Below are 14,513 nucleotides of genomic sequence, written 5' to 3' on the forward strand. Positions count from 1 at the left end.
AAGGTGCCGTATCGCGCGCCGCGCGGCACGCCGAAGCCGGTGATTCACGGCACGCAGTCGGCGATCGTCGTCGGGCCGAAGGGTGAGGAAATCTACACCAACGGCAGCGCGGTGAAGGTGCATTTTCCGTGGGACCGGCGCGGCAAGAAGGACGGGTCCGATTCGATGTGGGTGCGCGTGTCGCAACCTTGGGCCGGCGACGGCTGGGGTGCGGCGGCGATTCCGCGGATCAAGCAGGAGGTGCTCGTCGCGTTCAACCAGGGCGATCCGGACAACCCGGTGATCGTCGGCCGCGTGTTCAACGGCGAGCAAGGCAATCCGTATCACGGTGCGGCCGGCCAGACGATGGGGATCAAGAGCCAGACGCACAAGGGGCAGGGGTCGAACGAGATCCGCATGACCGACACGAACGGCATGCAGGAGTTCTTCATGCACGCGCAGAAGGACATGAACACCGTCGTCGAGAACAACGAGACGCACAAGGTGCTGGGGCCGATGCGTACCGTGCTGGTGGCCACCGGCAGCGAAGAGAAGCAGATTCCGCAGGGCAACCTGACCGAGACGATCGCCGAGAAGCGCAGCACGACCGCAACCACCGTCGAGGTGACGACGCCGGCCAAGGACGGGGGCGGCGGCACGCAGGTTTACATGGCCGAGCGAGGCATCCTGCTGAAGGTGATGGACAGCTCGATCTCGCTCGCGCCGGAAGGCATTCGCCTCGAACACAAGGGCTCCGTGATCCTGATGACCGACGACGGCGTGATGGTCAACGGCAAGCGCATCGATCTCAACAAATAAAACCAACGAAACCAGCCATGCACTACGCAATTCACGAAGGCACCTTCGAACTGCCGGACGCGGCGCTTGATCGCACGGTCAACATCCTGATGATGAACGCCGGCCCCGGCGGCCTCAATCTCGTGATCGCTCGCGGGCGCTTGCGTGACGGGGAGAATCTCGACGCGTTCGTCGCGCGCGAATGGGAAGTGGCGTCGCGCGATGCCAGGATGCTGACCGAGAAAGCACGCCGGCCCGTGACGGTGGCGGGTCGTGCGGGCATCCAGATCGACTCCACGCACGAACGGGACGGCCGGCTCTGGCATCAGGTGCAGACCATGTTTCCGTCGGACGACGCCGGCCGCGTGCTGGTGATGACGCTGACCAGCGCGGCACCGCTGACCGAAGAACAGCAGGCGATCGCCGACCGCATGCTGGCCAGTTTCCAGCCGCGCGCGGCGCGACCGACCCTGCTCGGGCCGGGTGACGCGTCGTGAGCGCGGAAAACTTCGCGGCCGCTCGCTTCGAAGATCCGATCCAGCACACGTCGTTTCTGGGTGAACTGGTCGGTACGGTCGGGTCGGTGGTCGGCGGCGCCATCGTCGGGGCACTGGTGGCGGAGGCGATGGAGGGGCTGATATTCGCCGGCCTCGCCGCGCTCGAGATCGGCACGGCCGGGCTGGCGACGCCGCTCGTGATCGCGATTGGCGTCGGCGTGGCCGTTGGCTCGGGCGCGCTGATGGAAGCGAGCGGGATGAACGAGGCCATCGACGACGGCGCGAAGGCGCTGGCCAATTCGATGGTGCCGCCCGAGATCAAGGGCAAGATCGCAAGCGGATCGGGGAACGTTTACGTCAACAACAAGAAGGCGGCGCGGGCGGCGAAGCCGGGCGATCTCGATACCGTTGCGTGTACCGATCATCCCGGGCCGCAGATGATTGCCGATGGGTCGGGGAGTGTTTACATCAACGATCAACCGGCCGCGCGGGTTGGGGACAAGACCACGTGCGACGGGACGATTGCCGAAGGTTCGGACAACGTTTTCATCGGCGGCGGCACGCAGCGGGTGAGGGACGTGAAGTCGGCTACCCGGCTCGGATGGCTGGGGGCGGCGCTGGGTATTGCGCTCGCAGTTTGCGGGCGCGGGAAGATGAGCTGGGGGCAGTTCCTGAAGAGCAAGGTGCCGTGTCTTGCGGTGAATTTTGCGGCGGGTGCGTTCGGTACCTGGCTGGGTAGCCTGGCGCGGCCGTCGGCAGGGCATCCGGTCAACGTCATTACCGGCAGCAAGGTTCTCGACGGCACGGACGATACCGACTTCGTACTGCCCGGGCCGTTGCCGATCGTGTGGCAGCGTTTCTATAGCAGCCTCGATGATCGTGCCGACAGCCTGTTCGGGACGGGATGGAGCGTGCCGATCAGCGTCGAACTGCGGCTCGCGCGTGAACACGGCGAGGTTCAGTCGATCACTTACTGGGACGAGCAAGGGCGCGATATCGTGTTCCCGGCCGTGTCGCCGGGTGAGAGTCACTTCAGCGTGCCTGAAGGCATTTACCTGATCTGCACCGCGGGTGGCCACTATGTGGTCGAGACGGTCGATGGTGTGTATCGCGATTTCGGTCGTGCCCGCAGCGATGCGGATAACGAAACGCTCAAGCTGTGGCGTCTCGAGGATCGCAACGGCAACTGGATCGAGGTGGAGCAGGAAGCGGCCGGTGAGGTCGTGCGGCCGGCACGGCTGCATGACAGCGCTGGTCGCGTATTGGCGTTCGCCTACGACAAGTCGCACGCCCGACGCATTGCCGCGATCGAGCTGACCCGTGGTGTGGACGGAGAGCAACCCGATACGCTGGTGCGTTACGCGTACAACGATGCTGGCGAACTGGTTGCCGTTACCGACCGCAGCGGCTATATCGCGCGACGTTTCGCGTACGAGCGTGGACTGATGGTTCAGCACACGTTGCGTGGCGGCTTGCAGTGTTTCTATGCGTGGGAGGGTGTTGGGCGCGATGCACGTGTCGTGCGCCACTGGACCAACGACGGCGAAGCGTACACGTTCAATGCGGACCTCGCCGGGCGCACGGTGACGATCACCGACCAGATCGGCCGCGTGACGCAGTGGACGTGGAACGAGGATCTGCAGCCAACGAGTCATACGGATGCCGAAGGTCACGTGTGGCACCTCGAATGGAACGCGATGCGGCAGTTGGTCAGTACGACCGATCCGGCAGGGAACACGACCCGCTTCGAATATGACGAGCGCGGGCGGCAGACGCAACGCATCGATGCACTGGGCCAGGTCGAGCGCACTGAGTGGAACGGGCACTACGACCTGCCCGTCGCGGAAACCGATCCGGCCAATTCGCGCTGGATCTATCGCTACGACGATCGCGGCAACCTGACGATGACGCGCGATCCGGCGGGCTTCGCGACCGAGTATCACCGGGATGAACGCGGGTTGGTACACACGATCCGCGATGCGCGCGGTGGTTACAAGTTCCTCGAATGGAACGGCCGCGCGCAGTTGACCTCGTACACGGATTGTTCCGGGAAGATCACGCGGTTTGCATACGATGCGCGGGGTACGCTTGCGCGCGTGACCGACGCGATGGGCCAGTCCACCGTCTATGAAACGGATGCGATGGGACGTGTCACGGGGATCGGAACGGCTGACGGCGCGCGCCAGATGTTTCGATACGATGCGGCCGGGCGGCTCGTTGAAGTTGTCGATGCGAACCAGCGCAGCACGCGTTATGAACTTGATCCGCGCGGATTGCTGATAGCACGCACGGATGCGGCTGATCGTGTCGTGCGATTCGGGTACGACGATGCGTTCCGGTTGGCGAGTTTGACCAACGAGAATCGCGAGACGTATCGCTTCCAGTATGACCGTCGCGATCTGGTTTCTGCGCAGATCGGCCTCGATGGTCACAAGCGTACGTACGAATATGACGTGTGCGGCCAAGGCACGAGTGTCCGGGATGGACAGATCGAGACGCGATACGAGCGCGACGCGATCGGTCGACTGACGGCGAAGCAAGCCGCGCATGAGCGGTGTGAATATCTGTACGACAAGGCGAGCCGAATCACATCCGCAGAGTTGTACACGCTGGCTGCTCGCGGCCCGTCGCTGAAGAATCGGGTCAGCTTGAAATACGGCGCTCGCGGTGAGGTCGTCGAGGAATACACACCGACCGGCTGGCTCGCGCATACCTATGATGAACTCGGCAATCGCGTCAGCACCACGATCTCCGGCGAGCGCACGATCGACTGGCTGCATTACGGGTCGGGACATGTGCACCAGATTCGCGTTGACGGTGCTGCGGTCGCCGACATGGAACGCGATGATCTGCATCGCGAGGTGCTGCGAACGCAGGGCAAGCTGACCAGTCGTTTCGGATACGACGCGGTAGGCCGTCGCGCGCGGCACGCTGCGCAGCGGGGCCATGCGGCTGACGACCTGCTTGCGAAGCAGTGGCAATACGATGCGGCGGGCGATGTGATCCAGAAGCGCGATCAGCGTTATGGCACGACGAACTATCGGTATGACCCGACTGGTCGCATTGAACAGGCGGCGGGGCCGGGATTGCCGTCGGAGGTGTTTCGCTGGGATGCGGCGGCTAACCTGGTGTCGAGCGATCATCCGGGTGGCTACGTCGAGCACAACCGGCTCAAGATGTTCGAGGACAAGCGCTTCGAGTATGACGTTTATGGTCGGCTGGTTCGCAAGGTGAGTGGTCATGGGCCTGCCAAGGAACTGATTCTTGAGTACGACGATTGGAACCAGTTGAAGACCGTCGTGACGAAGGATCGGCTTGGGATCTCGACGACGCATTTTGAATACGACGCGTTTGGTCGGCGGATTCGGAAGCTCAATGGCAGTTACGCGAGTACGGATTTCCTGTGGGACGGCATGCGGCTCGTGCAGGAGACGTATCACGACCGTCAGGGCGAGGAAGCGCTGACGTATTTGTATGAGGCTAATAGCTATGTGCCGCTTGCGCGAATCGATCAGGGCAAGCCGGCGGCTAACGATGCTGATGCGAGGGATGCGGTTTACTATTTCCACAACGACGTTTCGGGGTTGCCGGAGGAGTTAACTGACGCAGGCGGCGAGCTGGTTTGGCAGGCCCGCTACAAGGTTTGGGGCAATGCGGTGCAGGAGGAGTGGGTTGCGCGGGCGCCGCAGCGGTCGACGCCTGCATGGGGCGAGGTGCAGGAGACGGCACCTGTGTCTGTCCGTGCGCCACGGTCGCAGAATTTGCGTTTCCAAGGGGAATATCTGGATCGAGAGACGGGGCTGCATTACAACCTGTTTCGATACTACGATCCAGATGTAGGGCGCTTCATTACGCCAGATCCGATTGGTCTCTCCGGTGGACTCAATCTATATCAATATGCCCGCAACCCCATCTCGTGGATTGATCCTTGGGGGTTGACGTGTACGAAGGCATTTAACAAGAGGAATAATATTGCCGAGCGATGGGTTGATCGGCTCACTGGAAAAAAACCTCAGGATGTAGAGTCGTTTCTAACGGATAAAGGGTTTACGAAGAGCATAACAAATCAAAATAGCCCCAAGACTTCTCACACATTGTTCACACGAACGACCGGGAATGGTGACGTAGATGTTCTAGATTTCCACCCTGGAGGCGGAGTTCATGGGAGTGAGTATTGGAAGGTGTATCGAAATGGGGAAGTTCAAGGGCGAATTGGACCATCTGAGTTTCAGAATTTCGACAGAATTTTCGATAGCCCTGTGTATGTGGATGGGAATTTGTCTAATTCTCCAAAATAAGGAATATGGATGCTGAATAATATAATTGTTCCCGCGGAATCTCTGGGTGGAATTTTACTGGGCGAGGAAGTTCAGGGTGTTGTTGATAGGTTGAGTGCGGAGTGTGAGGTAGAGCGAGTCAATCAAAACACCGTCAAAATCAATGGTGGTGCAATTACGATCTACCATGATCCAGAAAGTGGGCGGATTGAAAGTCTTGCTTGCAACAGAAATTTCGGAGGAAATTTTCTCGGGAAACTCTGGCCTGGTATGTCCGTGGGTGACGTGCTGAAAAATTCTGATACTCAGATTGCATGGTGTGGATTTGTTCAGATCGATGGGATAAAGGGAATCGGTCTTTCATTGCCCGATGAGCTGGATGATTTTGAAAGATTGACCGATTTTTTGAGCGCGGAATTTGTTTTTGATGAGTTGTGGGTGTATTCATTTTGAAATTAAATGTTCCCGTGATTGGGGAATTTTGATAGGGGAGGTTGTGTGCTAATAGGCGCTTAGGCGGACGTAAGGCGCAATGATCTATATCGAGAATTTTAAAACACGAAGCAAATGTCGGTTTCTGTTGCTGGTCGTCTCAGTGGGCCACAGTTCATAGCGTCGCGAATATTGATCGGGGGCGATGGGCGAAAACGTGATGTGGTCGTGACGGATGATCAATGTGGGGCAAATTGTGGAGATTCGTGATTCTCTTGTAGAGCTGATTGAGGGTATTCCATTTTTTTTTTGGAAAAGACTGGATTTATGCGAACTTGAATTCATGGAAGAATAGCCAAAAAGAGACGAAATTTATCTAGATGAAGAGGGTGTGGAGATGCCGAAGTCTGTTGGGGGTTGCAATTTGAGATGCTGGATGTTGGTGAGTCAATTGGGCGACATTTTTAAAAACAAGGTCGACCGGAATGAGGGTGTGAAGTGGTTTATCGATGAAATTAATTATTGTATAGAAAATGATGAATTTCGGAGTTGATTTATAGATATAAAATAATTTTCTTGGATGCGACGATTGGAACCAGTTGAAGGCCGTCGTGAGGAAGGACCGACTGGGTATCGGGACGACGCATTTCGAATACGACGCGTTTGGTCGGCGGATCCGCAAGTTCAATGGCAACTACGCGAGTACAGATTTCCGGTGGGGCGGCATGCGGCTCGTGCGGGAGACGTATCACGACCGTCAGGGCGAGGAAGCGCTGACGTATTTGTATGAGACCAACAGCTATGTGCCGCTGGCACGGATCGATCACGGCACGCCGGCGGCTAACGATGCCGATGCAAGGGATGAGGTCAACTATTTCCACAATGACGTGTCGGGGCTGCCGGAGGCGCTGACCGACGCCGACGGCGAGTTGATCTGGCAGGCTCGCTACAAGATGTGGGGCAACTCGGTGCAGGAGGAGTGGGTTGCGCACCGATCCGTAGCGGCTTGGGTTGCGGTGCAGGAGGTGACGCCGACACCTGTTCATGTGCCCAAACCGCAGAACTCGCGCTTCCAGGGGCCGTATCTGGATCGCGAGACTGGACTGCACTGCAACACCTTCCGCTTCTATGATCCGGACATCGGACGGTTCATCAACTCTGGTCCGATTGGATTGATGAGGGGATCTTTATCAATATGCACCGTAGGGTGGGCTGGCGAATATATATTTATTCATTATATCAATTGGGTTCGTTTGGGTTATATATTTAAAATTGTCGCTATAAGTCTAAATTCGATTGAAAAGGTTTATTTGGCGAATATTTTGATTGCGCATGGTGATGTTGAGAGAGATATTTGTTGGAAATGAGGGGGCGGGAAGAGGGGGTTGTGTATTTGTATTCAAGGCAACAGGTGAGCGGATGGTTAATATTAAGTCGTCTTCGCTTCTTGAATATATTCGTGATGGAAGGCTGGGTGTTGGTGAAACGTCGCATTCAGGAAAGAATCCCAATGGAAATTTATCCGGTATGTCATGTGAGGAGCGATTGGGTATGACGAGTCGTCAGATAAATTCTAGAGGAGGTGGATGCGCATGACTGATCAGAGTGAGCCGAAAAAGAGTATTTCTTTGAAGGTGGGCGAAATTAATGCTCTGAAAAAGGCGATACTATATTTGAAATTTTCCTGCGAAGATGCGGGCGCGGATATTTTTGCGTCTAGTTCGCTAATTAATAGTGCGTTTGAGAGTCTTCTTGAGGCTAGTGACCTCGGTGAGATGGAGTTGAAATTTTACCAAAAAGGTAATGAGGTGAATGAGGGGTATGTAATTTCAAGGGTAAATCAAATGGAGGCTCGTGATGGAGATGTGATGAGTGAGGATTTTAAAATGAGGGTTTGCGAAGCGTGGATGTATCCATTTCGCTTGACGAACAATTTTGCTAAATAATTCAAACGAGATGTCTAGCGTATTTGACCCATTCGCGTGATGTTATGCGAGTATCGATTCCCAGTGGGACGGTATATGGATCAAAAGGAGATTTATGACGGCCGCCAGAGCGAGGAATCACGGGTTACTTGTGCGATTCGATAGCTACGTGCCGCTTGGGCGGATCGACCTAGGCAAGCCGGCGGCGAACGGAGTCGATGTACGGCTTACGGTCCACTATTTCTGCAGCAACGTTTCGGGATTGCCTTAGGAATTGACCGACGCCGACGGCGAGTTGATCTTGCAGGCTGCTACAAGGTTCGGAACAGTTCGATGCAAGAAGAATGGATGGTATCGATACGGTCGCCGGAATTGGTTGTAGGGTAATTATGTCGTCAGCGGGGAAAATCTGGGCAGTTTGGGCCGAAGCTGGCAATGTAGATATAGGTGAGGTGCTTGGGGTGCGTGATATTTCGTACGGTGCAACATTCCATGGCTGAAATGCTGAGGTGTGCAAGGTGAGCGCGGAGTTAAGGAAGATTTTTGAAAAAAGATTGCAGGAAGTTCTCACGGAAAAGGTCAGTGAGAGCGGGGCTGAGGTGTCAAAGGGGGAAATTCTTGTCGGTCGAGAGAGTGTGGGTAGCGGGCGAATTGGATTCAGATTCCTGAAGAATGCAAATGGCTACATTCTTTCTGTCGCCGCCGATTCTCCTGATCTTCAGGATTTTTTTAAAAAAAATAATCCACCATATAAACCGAGGATACCTACGGGGTTGGTGCTCGCGATGAATACATCCATGGAGAGAGTGAAGTCATTTTCTCCGGGTTCCGGTGGTGCAGTTGACTTGCCGCGGAACGAGATGGAAGTCGAGACGACATGTCGATGGATATGCGAAAAAGTGACAGGTATTTATTTGCCGAGGGTCATAAATGCGATGGAGGCTGGCGTTGGATTGATTCGGGATGTAATGGAAAATCCAAGCTATTATTCTTATCCATTTTTGACCATTGTGTTTGCGGCGAAAAGCAATGGTGTCGAATTGAGTGGGCTGGATGTTGATTATTTATTGGGAAGTAAGGTGGCGGGAAGTAAGCTGTTTGATGAGGGTATTCTAAAAAAATATTGTAGATAATTGTATGCGTGAGCGATCTGAGATCGGGCGAGGTAGCGTTGCTTTCCTTATTTTCCGAACTCGTATGGGTTTTGATGATTTCTTATCGATTGAAATTTCGAGTCGAATAAAAATAAGCGGATTGATCTATTCATGAAAAGAGAATATTTTCACTCGAGGACGGATTTTCTGTGTGGTTTCGGAGAGATTTTTACGGAATTTGTCAGTGGTGTTGCTACACGCCAGATCAGTCGTCCTGATAGTGGAAGGGTCTACGCGTCTTCATCCCTACAGGATTGGAGGCTGAGCCAGCGAGAACTGTGACGGCGTAGTGCTCGTGCCGTCGGCGCGTGATCTCGAGGATGGTGATCTAGCTTCTTTTTGGGGGGAGTGCTCTGTTGATTCGGCTCGAACAGTACTATGCTGTCGACGATGTCTGGAAAAATTTCTCCGATCTCTTTGCGAAATTCAAGAATTTTCCGGAAGTCCGGGATCTCGCCAAGGCTTTAAATGAGCAACTTGATCTTGCTTGCACGATCTACTGGGTTGCCGGCCCGAAGTCGGCTCAGAAGTGGATAAGTTCGTACGTCCCGGCACTCGACAACATCCGCCCCATCGATTGCACTGACGACCCGGAGTTGATCAAGCGCCTGCGCGAATGTCTAATGCGGATGCCATCGTAACGATCACGGCAACCGCTAAGCGCGTACGCGTTAGAGGAAGGGGAGGCGTAGGCTCACCGCCTGCCGGTAGCGGCTATACGTGGCGCGCGGCCAAGGTCGAACCGTTTCCAACCGTCACGTTCTGATTGCTCGAGTCAGGGAAAGGTCAAGACAGCAGATGGAGGATTTAGGTATTCCGCTGAACGGAGCAAAGAATGGTGCGCGGCTACCCAAAGATGCAAACTCACGTCTTACTGGAGACTTGTCTACTGCTCACTCAGGAGAGGGTGTCCACAGTGATGCGTATAAGCAGTATGTTTTCGACAACCTGATCAATGCGAAAACCGAACCTGAATTCATCGCCGGACTGGATGATCTCAAAAGCGACCTAAAAGGCGAAAAAACTTTCCCCACGAAGCGGTAGGTGAGTAATGCAAAAGGATAGTCTCGTTAAATTGCTTGCCGCGTGTGACGGCGCGTACCCAAGATTTCTCCAAAAAGCTAAAGAGAAGACTAAATCACAGAAGTGGGGGACGGGTGTTGGTGTGCCATGGTCCCTCGAGCCATATCGCATGGAAATGCTGGGAATCAAGCCCGGCCGGATGTTGAAAGGTGAGTCGGAACCCGGCCATCGGCGATATTGCTATTCGTATGATGATGAAGGGCGAGTCATACACGTAGTTAAATATGGCAAGCTGATTGGGCCTGCTGACAACCGAGATTGGATTCGTTCCGATGAATTTTATGAGTATTTCGACGGTTTCGTGATGCGATACGTATATGATGATACGTTTCGCGAGGATCCGGATTCTGAAATGACGCGCATTGTCAAATTTGCCATCGCTGACGATAAAAATTATGTGGCATTTCAGATTGAAAAGGATGATCTGGAATATACGGAGACGATTTATTCTCGGACTGCCACTGGAGGTATCAAAAATATTACTGTTCACTGGCCAGAAGGCCCTTTCCCGGATCGCGCACTTGAGGTAGTCGGAGAGGGGGCGGAGGTGGAGATTTTTGAGATCCGAGGTAGAGTAAAATTGCCAGTTTATCCTGAATCTTAAATTTATAAATTTAACCTATTCCGCTGTCGCGAGATCTGTTTGGTGCGCCGACCACCGCTTGTGCCGGTGGCATCGAGTGATCTCGCATTTCCCAGGAACATCTGTTTGGTTTCCTGCTCATGGCCAAATACTGGTATTGGAGGAGAGTGGAAAAATGGTTCGCGATGCATTTGAATCTTGGTGAGCTTATCGCTGCGAACGCAGGGCAAGCTGACCAGTCATTTCGGATATGACGCGGTAGGCCGTCGCGCGCGGCACGCTGCGCAGCGGGGCCATGCGGCTGACGATCTGCTTGCGAAGCAGTGGCAATACGATGCAGCGGGCGATGTGATCCAGAAGCGCGATCAGCGTTATGGGACGACGAACTATCGGTATGACCCGACTGGTCGCATTGAACAGGCGGCGGGGCCGGGATTGCCGTCGGAGGTGTTTCGCTGGGATGCGGCGGCTAACCTGGTGTCGAGCGATCATCCGGGTGGCTACGTCGAGCACAACCGGCTCAAGATGTTCGAGACAAGCGCTTCGAGTATGACGTTTATGGTCGGCTGGTTCGCAAGGTGAGTGGTCATGGGCCTGCGAAAGAGCTGGCGCTTGAATACGACGACTGGAACCAGCTGAAGACCGTCGTGCCGAAGGACCGGCTCGGAATCGCGACGACGCATTTCGAATACGACGCGTTTGGTCGGCGGATTCGGAAGCTCAATGGCAGTTACGCGAGTACGGATTTCCCGTGGGACGGCATGCGGTTGGTGCAGGAGACGTATCACGACCGCCAGGGTGAGGAAGCGCTGACGTAGTTGTATTAGGCTAATAGCTATGTGCCGCTTGCGCGGATCGATCAGGGCAAGCCGGCGGCTAACGATGCTGATGCGAGGGATGCGGTTTACTACTTCCACAACGATGTTTCGGGGCTGCCGGAGGAATTAACCGACGCAGGTGGAGAACTGGTCTGGCAGGCGCGCTACAAGGTTTGGGGCAACTCGGTACAGGAGGAATGGATCGCACGAGCGCCACAGCGACCGGCATCGGCATGGGGCGATGTGCAGGTGACTGCGCCCGTGCCGACTCACGTTCCGCGGTCGCAAAACCTGCGCTTCCAGGGGCAGTATCTGGACCGCGAGACCGGGCTGCACTACAGCACGTTCAGGTTCTATGATCCGGACATCGGACGCTTCATCAATCCGGACCCTATCGGGCTGATCGGCGGAACGAACTTGTATCAGTACGGGCCGAATCCGATCGTATGGATTGACCCGTGGGGCTGGGCGGCCGATAGGTTGCCGCGCACCAACGGCCGCTGGGACGGTGAAATTCAGTTCATTCCATCTGATCTACATGGAAATGTCCCGCACACGGGATCTGCGGCAGATATGAGGAAGGCGCGATGCTAGACAAACTTTCGCAACTCGGAGCAACTCCTAACAAGTTGTCGTCGGAAACGAAGATGCGACTTTTAGCTTCCGTTGAGGCCGAAGTTGGCCCTCTTCCGGACGACTATAGAAACCTGTTGTTGCATTTTGGCGGTGACATCGAGTTCAATTCGCTCATCAAGTTTCGTTCTGATGAACCGTCACCGTGGGCAGCACAGGACGGTACCGATTCTTTAGAGCTTCTCTACGGACTGTCGAGCAAATATGGATCGACGATACTCGAGAGGGTTGAGACGTATAAGGGCCGTATTCCGGCTGATTGGATTCCAATCGGAGAAGCGCCTAGTGGAAATCAAGTCTGCCTCAGAATTCACCCATCAGGTGTTCGATCGGTTGAGTTCTGGGATCATGAGAGCGAGGTGGGCCCGGGCTTGCCGCCACGAGGTACGGGCTTGACGAAAATCACCGACACATTGCAGGAGTTTGTTAGCCGGCTAACGCCGGAAGATCCGCCGGCGAATGCGCCTCGCGCAGTAAAGGTGGATCTTCAGTTTTGATATGCACGCGGGGCAGTTCCCTATGTCCAGCTATGCCGTGGCCTCCGTAAAACACACGCACCGGCGTGACCCTGTGGGTGACGACCGGCGCGCTGCAACCGCACGACGGGCAAGATTCGGAATTGCTGCAGGATGGAATAGGTGTCCAGTTAGCGGGAACTAGACGGGGCCGGTGCGGATCGCGAGAAGAAACGGACCAAGGTATTGATTCTGCCTTCCGTGTTTGATCGCGTTCCCATCGGACTACGCCGGCCGCGTCACTGGCGAATTCAATGGTGCCGCCCGTGATCAAAGGCAAGACCGCGAGCGGATCGGGGAACGTGTACGTCAACAACAAACCGGCGGCGCGGGCGGCGAAGCCGGGCGATCTCGATACCGTCGCGTGTACCGACCATCCTGGGTCGCAGATGATTGCCGATCGGTCGGGGAGCGTTTATATCAACGATCAACCTGCTGCGCGGGTCGGGGACAAGACGACTTGCGACGAGGCGATTCCAACGGGAACTATCTAACTAACAACGCGCTCGCCTATTTCGTAGCTAAATCGTCCAAATGACTTGCGTGCTCGGAGTAATTGGAAAAAGAGAGCACGTGCGATTCTTGAAATTCCGGAACACGTTCGCGGGCGATGCGATTGCGCGGCTCAGGGCAAAGGAAAATGCCTGAGAGCGTTGCGAGTAGCTATATGGATGGGCGATCCGGGTTGCGTCTGGCGAACTGTATGCGCTGACGGCCAGTGACCAGTCGCTGACGAACCCGGTCAACCTGAACGGCTGGCTCGCGCATACCTATGATGAACTCGGCAATCGCGTCAGCACCACGATCTCCGGCGAGCGCGCGATCGACTGGCTGCATTATGGGTCGGGACATGTACACCAGATTCGCGTTGACGGTGCTGCGGTCGCCGACATGGAACGCGATGATCTGCATCGCGAGGTGCTGCGAACGTAGGGCAAGCCGACCAGTCATTTCGGATATGACGCGGTAGGCCGTCGTGCGCGGCACGCTGTGCAGCGTGGTCATGCGGCCGATGATCTGCTTACGATGCAGCGGGCGATGTGATCCAAATGCGCGATCAGCGTTATGGCACGACGAACTATCGGTATGACCCGACTGGTCGCGTTGAACAGGCGGCGGGGCCGGGATTGCCGTCGGAAGTGTTTCGCTGGGATGCGGCGGCTAACCTAGTGTCGAGTGATCATCCGGGCGGGTACGTCGAGCACAACCGGCTTAAGATGTTCGAGGATAAGCGTTTTGAGTAATGGCATCGACAACCTTCCCGCAGGTCTTCGGCCGCCGATGGAGTAAGAAGAAATGGAAAAAGCTAACAAAGTATCAGTCTGGATCGGGAAGTTCACTGACGGTGATGATCTTACGGACTACATCGAGAACACCTACGACGAAAACGGTGACTCTTCCAATCAGTTTCGAGACGATACCGGAATTGATTGGTTTGACGATGACTTCCGCGAGGCGGACATGCTGCAACCGGATCTAAGCATTCGAGAGAATCTTGTGGGATTTTCTTGGATCGATAGTTTTGCCGACGTGTTGATTCATCAGCTCGAAGCTATGCGCAGTGCTGATGATAATGGTCTGATCCTACTTTATAACTTTCAGTATTTGAGCGCGGAAAGCGTGCGTCCTGCCTCCCACGTGCGCTTCGTCGGGACGTTTGTTTTTCGGAAGTAGACTTGGCGATGTAGTTCAAAACGGGGAGATCAAAGTAAAAAGGGCTTACGAACTCTTGGATACTCCTTATTGTACGTGGGTGAATGTGTTCGGCGCTTCAGGGGGGGCTGCGTATACAAAGGACCTCATTTTTGATCCGCTTCCA

14 protein-coding genes and 1 pseudogene are annotated in these 14,513 nt (G+C 55.3%); 14 read left to right on the forward strand and 1 reads right to left on the reverse strand.

Annotated features, from left to right (window positions below; translation table 11 throughout):
* The 13 genes and pseudogenes from tssI to VK92_RS03695 all read left to right on the forward strand — a co-directional run.
* On the forward strand, nt 1-798 hold a 798-nt coding region (gene tssI / locus VK92_RS03650), incomplete at its 5' end, for a type VI secretion system tip protein TssI/VgrG (RefSeq protein ID WP_048024812.1).
* Nucleotides 799-815: 17 nt separating this feature from the next.
* Nucleotides 816-1,274, forward strand: a complete 459-nt coding sequence (locus VK92_RS03655) for a DcrB-related protein (RefSeq protein WP_021161429.1) — start codon at nt 816-818, stop codon at nt 1,272-1,274.
* A complete protein-coding gene (locus tag VK92_RS03660; RefSeq protein ID WP_231600654.1) occupies nt 1,271-5,572 on the forward strand; it encodes an RHS repeat-associated core domain-containing protein in 4,302 nt (1,433 codons plus the stop codon). The genes VK92_RS03655 and VK92_RS03660 overlap by 4 nt, the downstream gene beginning before the upstream one ends.
* 9 nt (nt 5,573-5,581) lie before the next feature.
* On the forward strand, nt 5,582-6,004 hold the full coding sequence (locus VK92_RS39390; protein WP_063808140.1) for a hypothetical protein: 423 nt from the start codon (nt 5,582-5,584) through the stop codon (nt 6,002-6,004).
* A 578-nt stretch (nt 6,005-6,582) separates the two neighbouring features.
* Entirely contained in the window at nt 6,583-7,350 is a 768-nt protein-coding gene (locus tag VK92_RS03665) for an RHS repeat domain-containing protein (protein WP_048024800.1), read from the forward strand.
* A 225-nt stretch (nt 7,351-7,575) separates the two neighbouring features.
* The gene (locus tag VK92_RS03670; protein WP_048028265.1) at nt 7,576-7,929 is read left to right on the forward strand and encodes a hypothetical protein; all 354 of its coding nucleotides are present in this window, start codon (nt 7,576-7,578) and stop codon (nt 7,927-7,929) included.
* Nucleotides 7,930-8,426: 497 nt separating this feature from the next.
* Complete coding sequence (locus VK92_RS41490) at nt 8,427-9,041, forward strand: hypothetical protein (protein ID WP_131723270.1); 615 nt, start codon at nt 8,427-8,429, stop codon at nt 9,039-9,041.
* A gap of 377 nt (nt 9,042-9,418) precedes the next feature.
* On the forward strand, nt 9,419-9,703 hold the full coding sequence (locus VK92_RS03675) for a hypothetical protein (protein ID WP_053076291.1): 285 nt from the start codon (nt 9,419-9,421) through the stop codon (nt 9,701-9,703).
* A gap of 79 nt (nt 9,704-9,782) precedes the next feature.
* Nucleotides 9,783-10,106, forward strand: coding sequence for an AHH domain-containing protein (locus VK92_RS39395; RefSeq protein ID WP_081082777.1), 324 nt, complete (start codon nt 9,783-9,785; stop codon nt 10,104-10,106).
* A 148-nt stretch (nt 10,107-10,254) separates the two neighbouring features.
* Complete coding sequence (locus VK92_RS41495; RefSeq protein ID WP_131723269.1) at nt 10,255-10,749, forward strand: hypothetical protein; 495 nt, start codon at nt 10,255-10,257, stop codon at nt 10,747-10,749.
* A 192-nt stretch (nt 10,750-10,941) separates the two neighbouring features.
* Nucleotides 10,942-12,029 (forward strand): annotated as a pseudogene (locus tag VK92_RS43460) (RHS repeat domain-containing protein); the annotation flags it as partial.
* A gap of 104 nt (nt 12,030-12,133) precedes the next feature.
* Complete coding sequence (locus VK92_RS39400) at nt 12,134-12,676, forward strand: SMI1/KNR4 family protein (RefSeq protein WP_081082744.1); 543 nt, start codon at nt 12,134-12,136, stop codon at nt 12,674-12,676.
* 272 nt (nt 12,677-12,948) lie between these two features.
* Entirely contained in the window at nt 12,949-13,188 is a 240-nt protein-coding gene (locus VK92_RS03695; protein ID WP_027789678.1) for a PAAR domain-containing protein, read from the forward strand.
* Between the two features lie 169 nt (nt 13,189-13,357).
* Here VK92_RS03695 and VK92_RS03700 read toward each other — a convergent pair whose 3' ends face one another.
* Nucleotides 13,358-13,699: a hypothetical protein gene (locus VK92_RS03700; protein WP_048024797.1), complete on the reverse strand. Its 342-nt coding sequence runs from the start codon at nt 13,697-13,699 to the stop codon at nt 13,358-13,360.
* 291 nt (nt 13,700-13,990) lie between these two features.
* On the opposite strand from VK92_RS03700, the gene VK92_RS03710 reads away from it, so the two are divergent.
* Complete coding sequence (locus VK92_RS03710; protein WP_053076290.1) at nt 13,991-14,368, forward strand: immunity 22 family protein; 378 nt, start codon at nt 13,991-13,993, stop codon at nt 14,366-14,368.
* Nucleotides 14,369-14,513 lie beyond the last annotated feature (145 nt).

The sequence above is a fragment of the Burkholderia sp. LK4 genome (assembly GCF_001043615.1).
In the GTDB taxonomy this organism is placed as follows: Bacteria; Pseudomonadota; Gammaproteobacteria; order Burkholderiales; family Burkholderiaceae; genus Burkholderia; species Burkholderia cepacia.

Coding starts and splice junctions, on each gene's coding strand:
- VK92_RS03655 (WP_021161429.1), top strand. CDS start 816: ATGCACTACGCAATTCACGAAGGCACCTTCGAACTGCCGGACGCGGCG.
- VK92_RS39390 (WP_063808140.1), top strand. CDS start 5,582: ATGCTGAATAATATAATTGTTCCCGCGGAATCTCTGGGTGGAATTTTA.
- VK92_RS03670 (WP_048028265.1), top strand. CDS start 7,576: ATGACTGATCAGAGTGAGCCGAAAAAGAGTATTTCTTTGAAGGTGGGC.
- VK92_RS41495 (WP_131723269.1), top strand. CDS start 10,255: ATGGAAATGCTGGGAATCAAGCCCGGCCGGATGTTGAAAGGTGAGTCG.
- VK92_RS39400 (WP_081082744.1), top strand. CDS start 12,134: ATGCTAGACAAACTTTCGCAACTCGGAGCAACTCCTAACAAGTTGTCG.
- VK92_RS03695 (WP_027789678.1), top strand. CDS start 12,949: ATGGTGCCGCCCGTGATCAAAGGCAAGACCGCGAGCGGATCGGGGAAC.
- VK92_RS03700 (WP_048024797.1), bottom strand. CDS start 13,699: ATGACCACGCTGCACAGCGTGCCGCGCACGACGGCCTACCGCGTCATA.
- VK92_RS03710 (WP_053076290.1), top strand. CDS start 13,991: ATGGAAAAAGCTAACAAAGTATCAGTCTGGATCGGGAAGTTCACTGAC.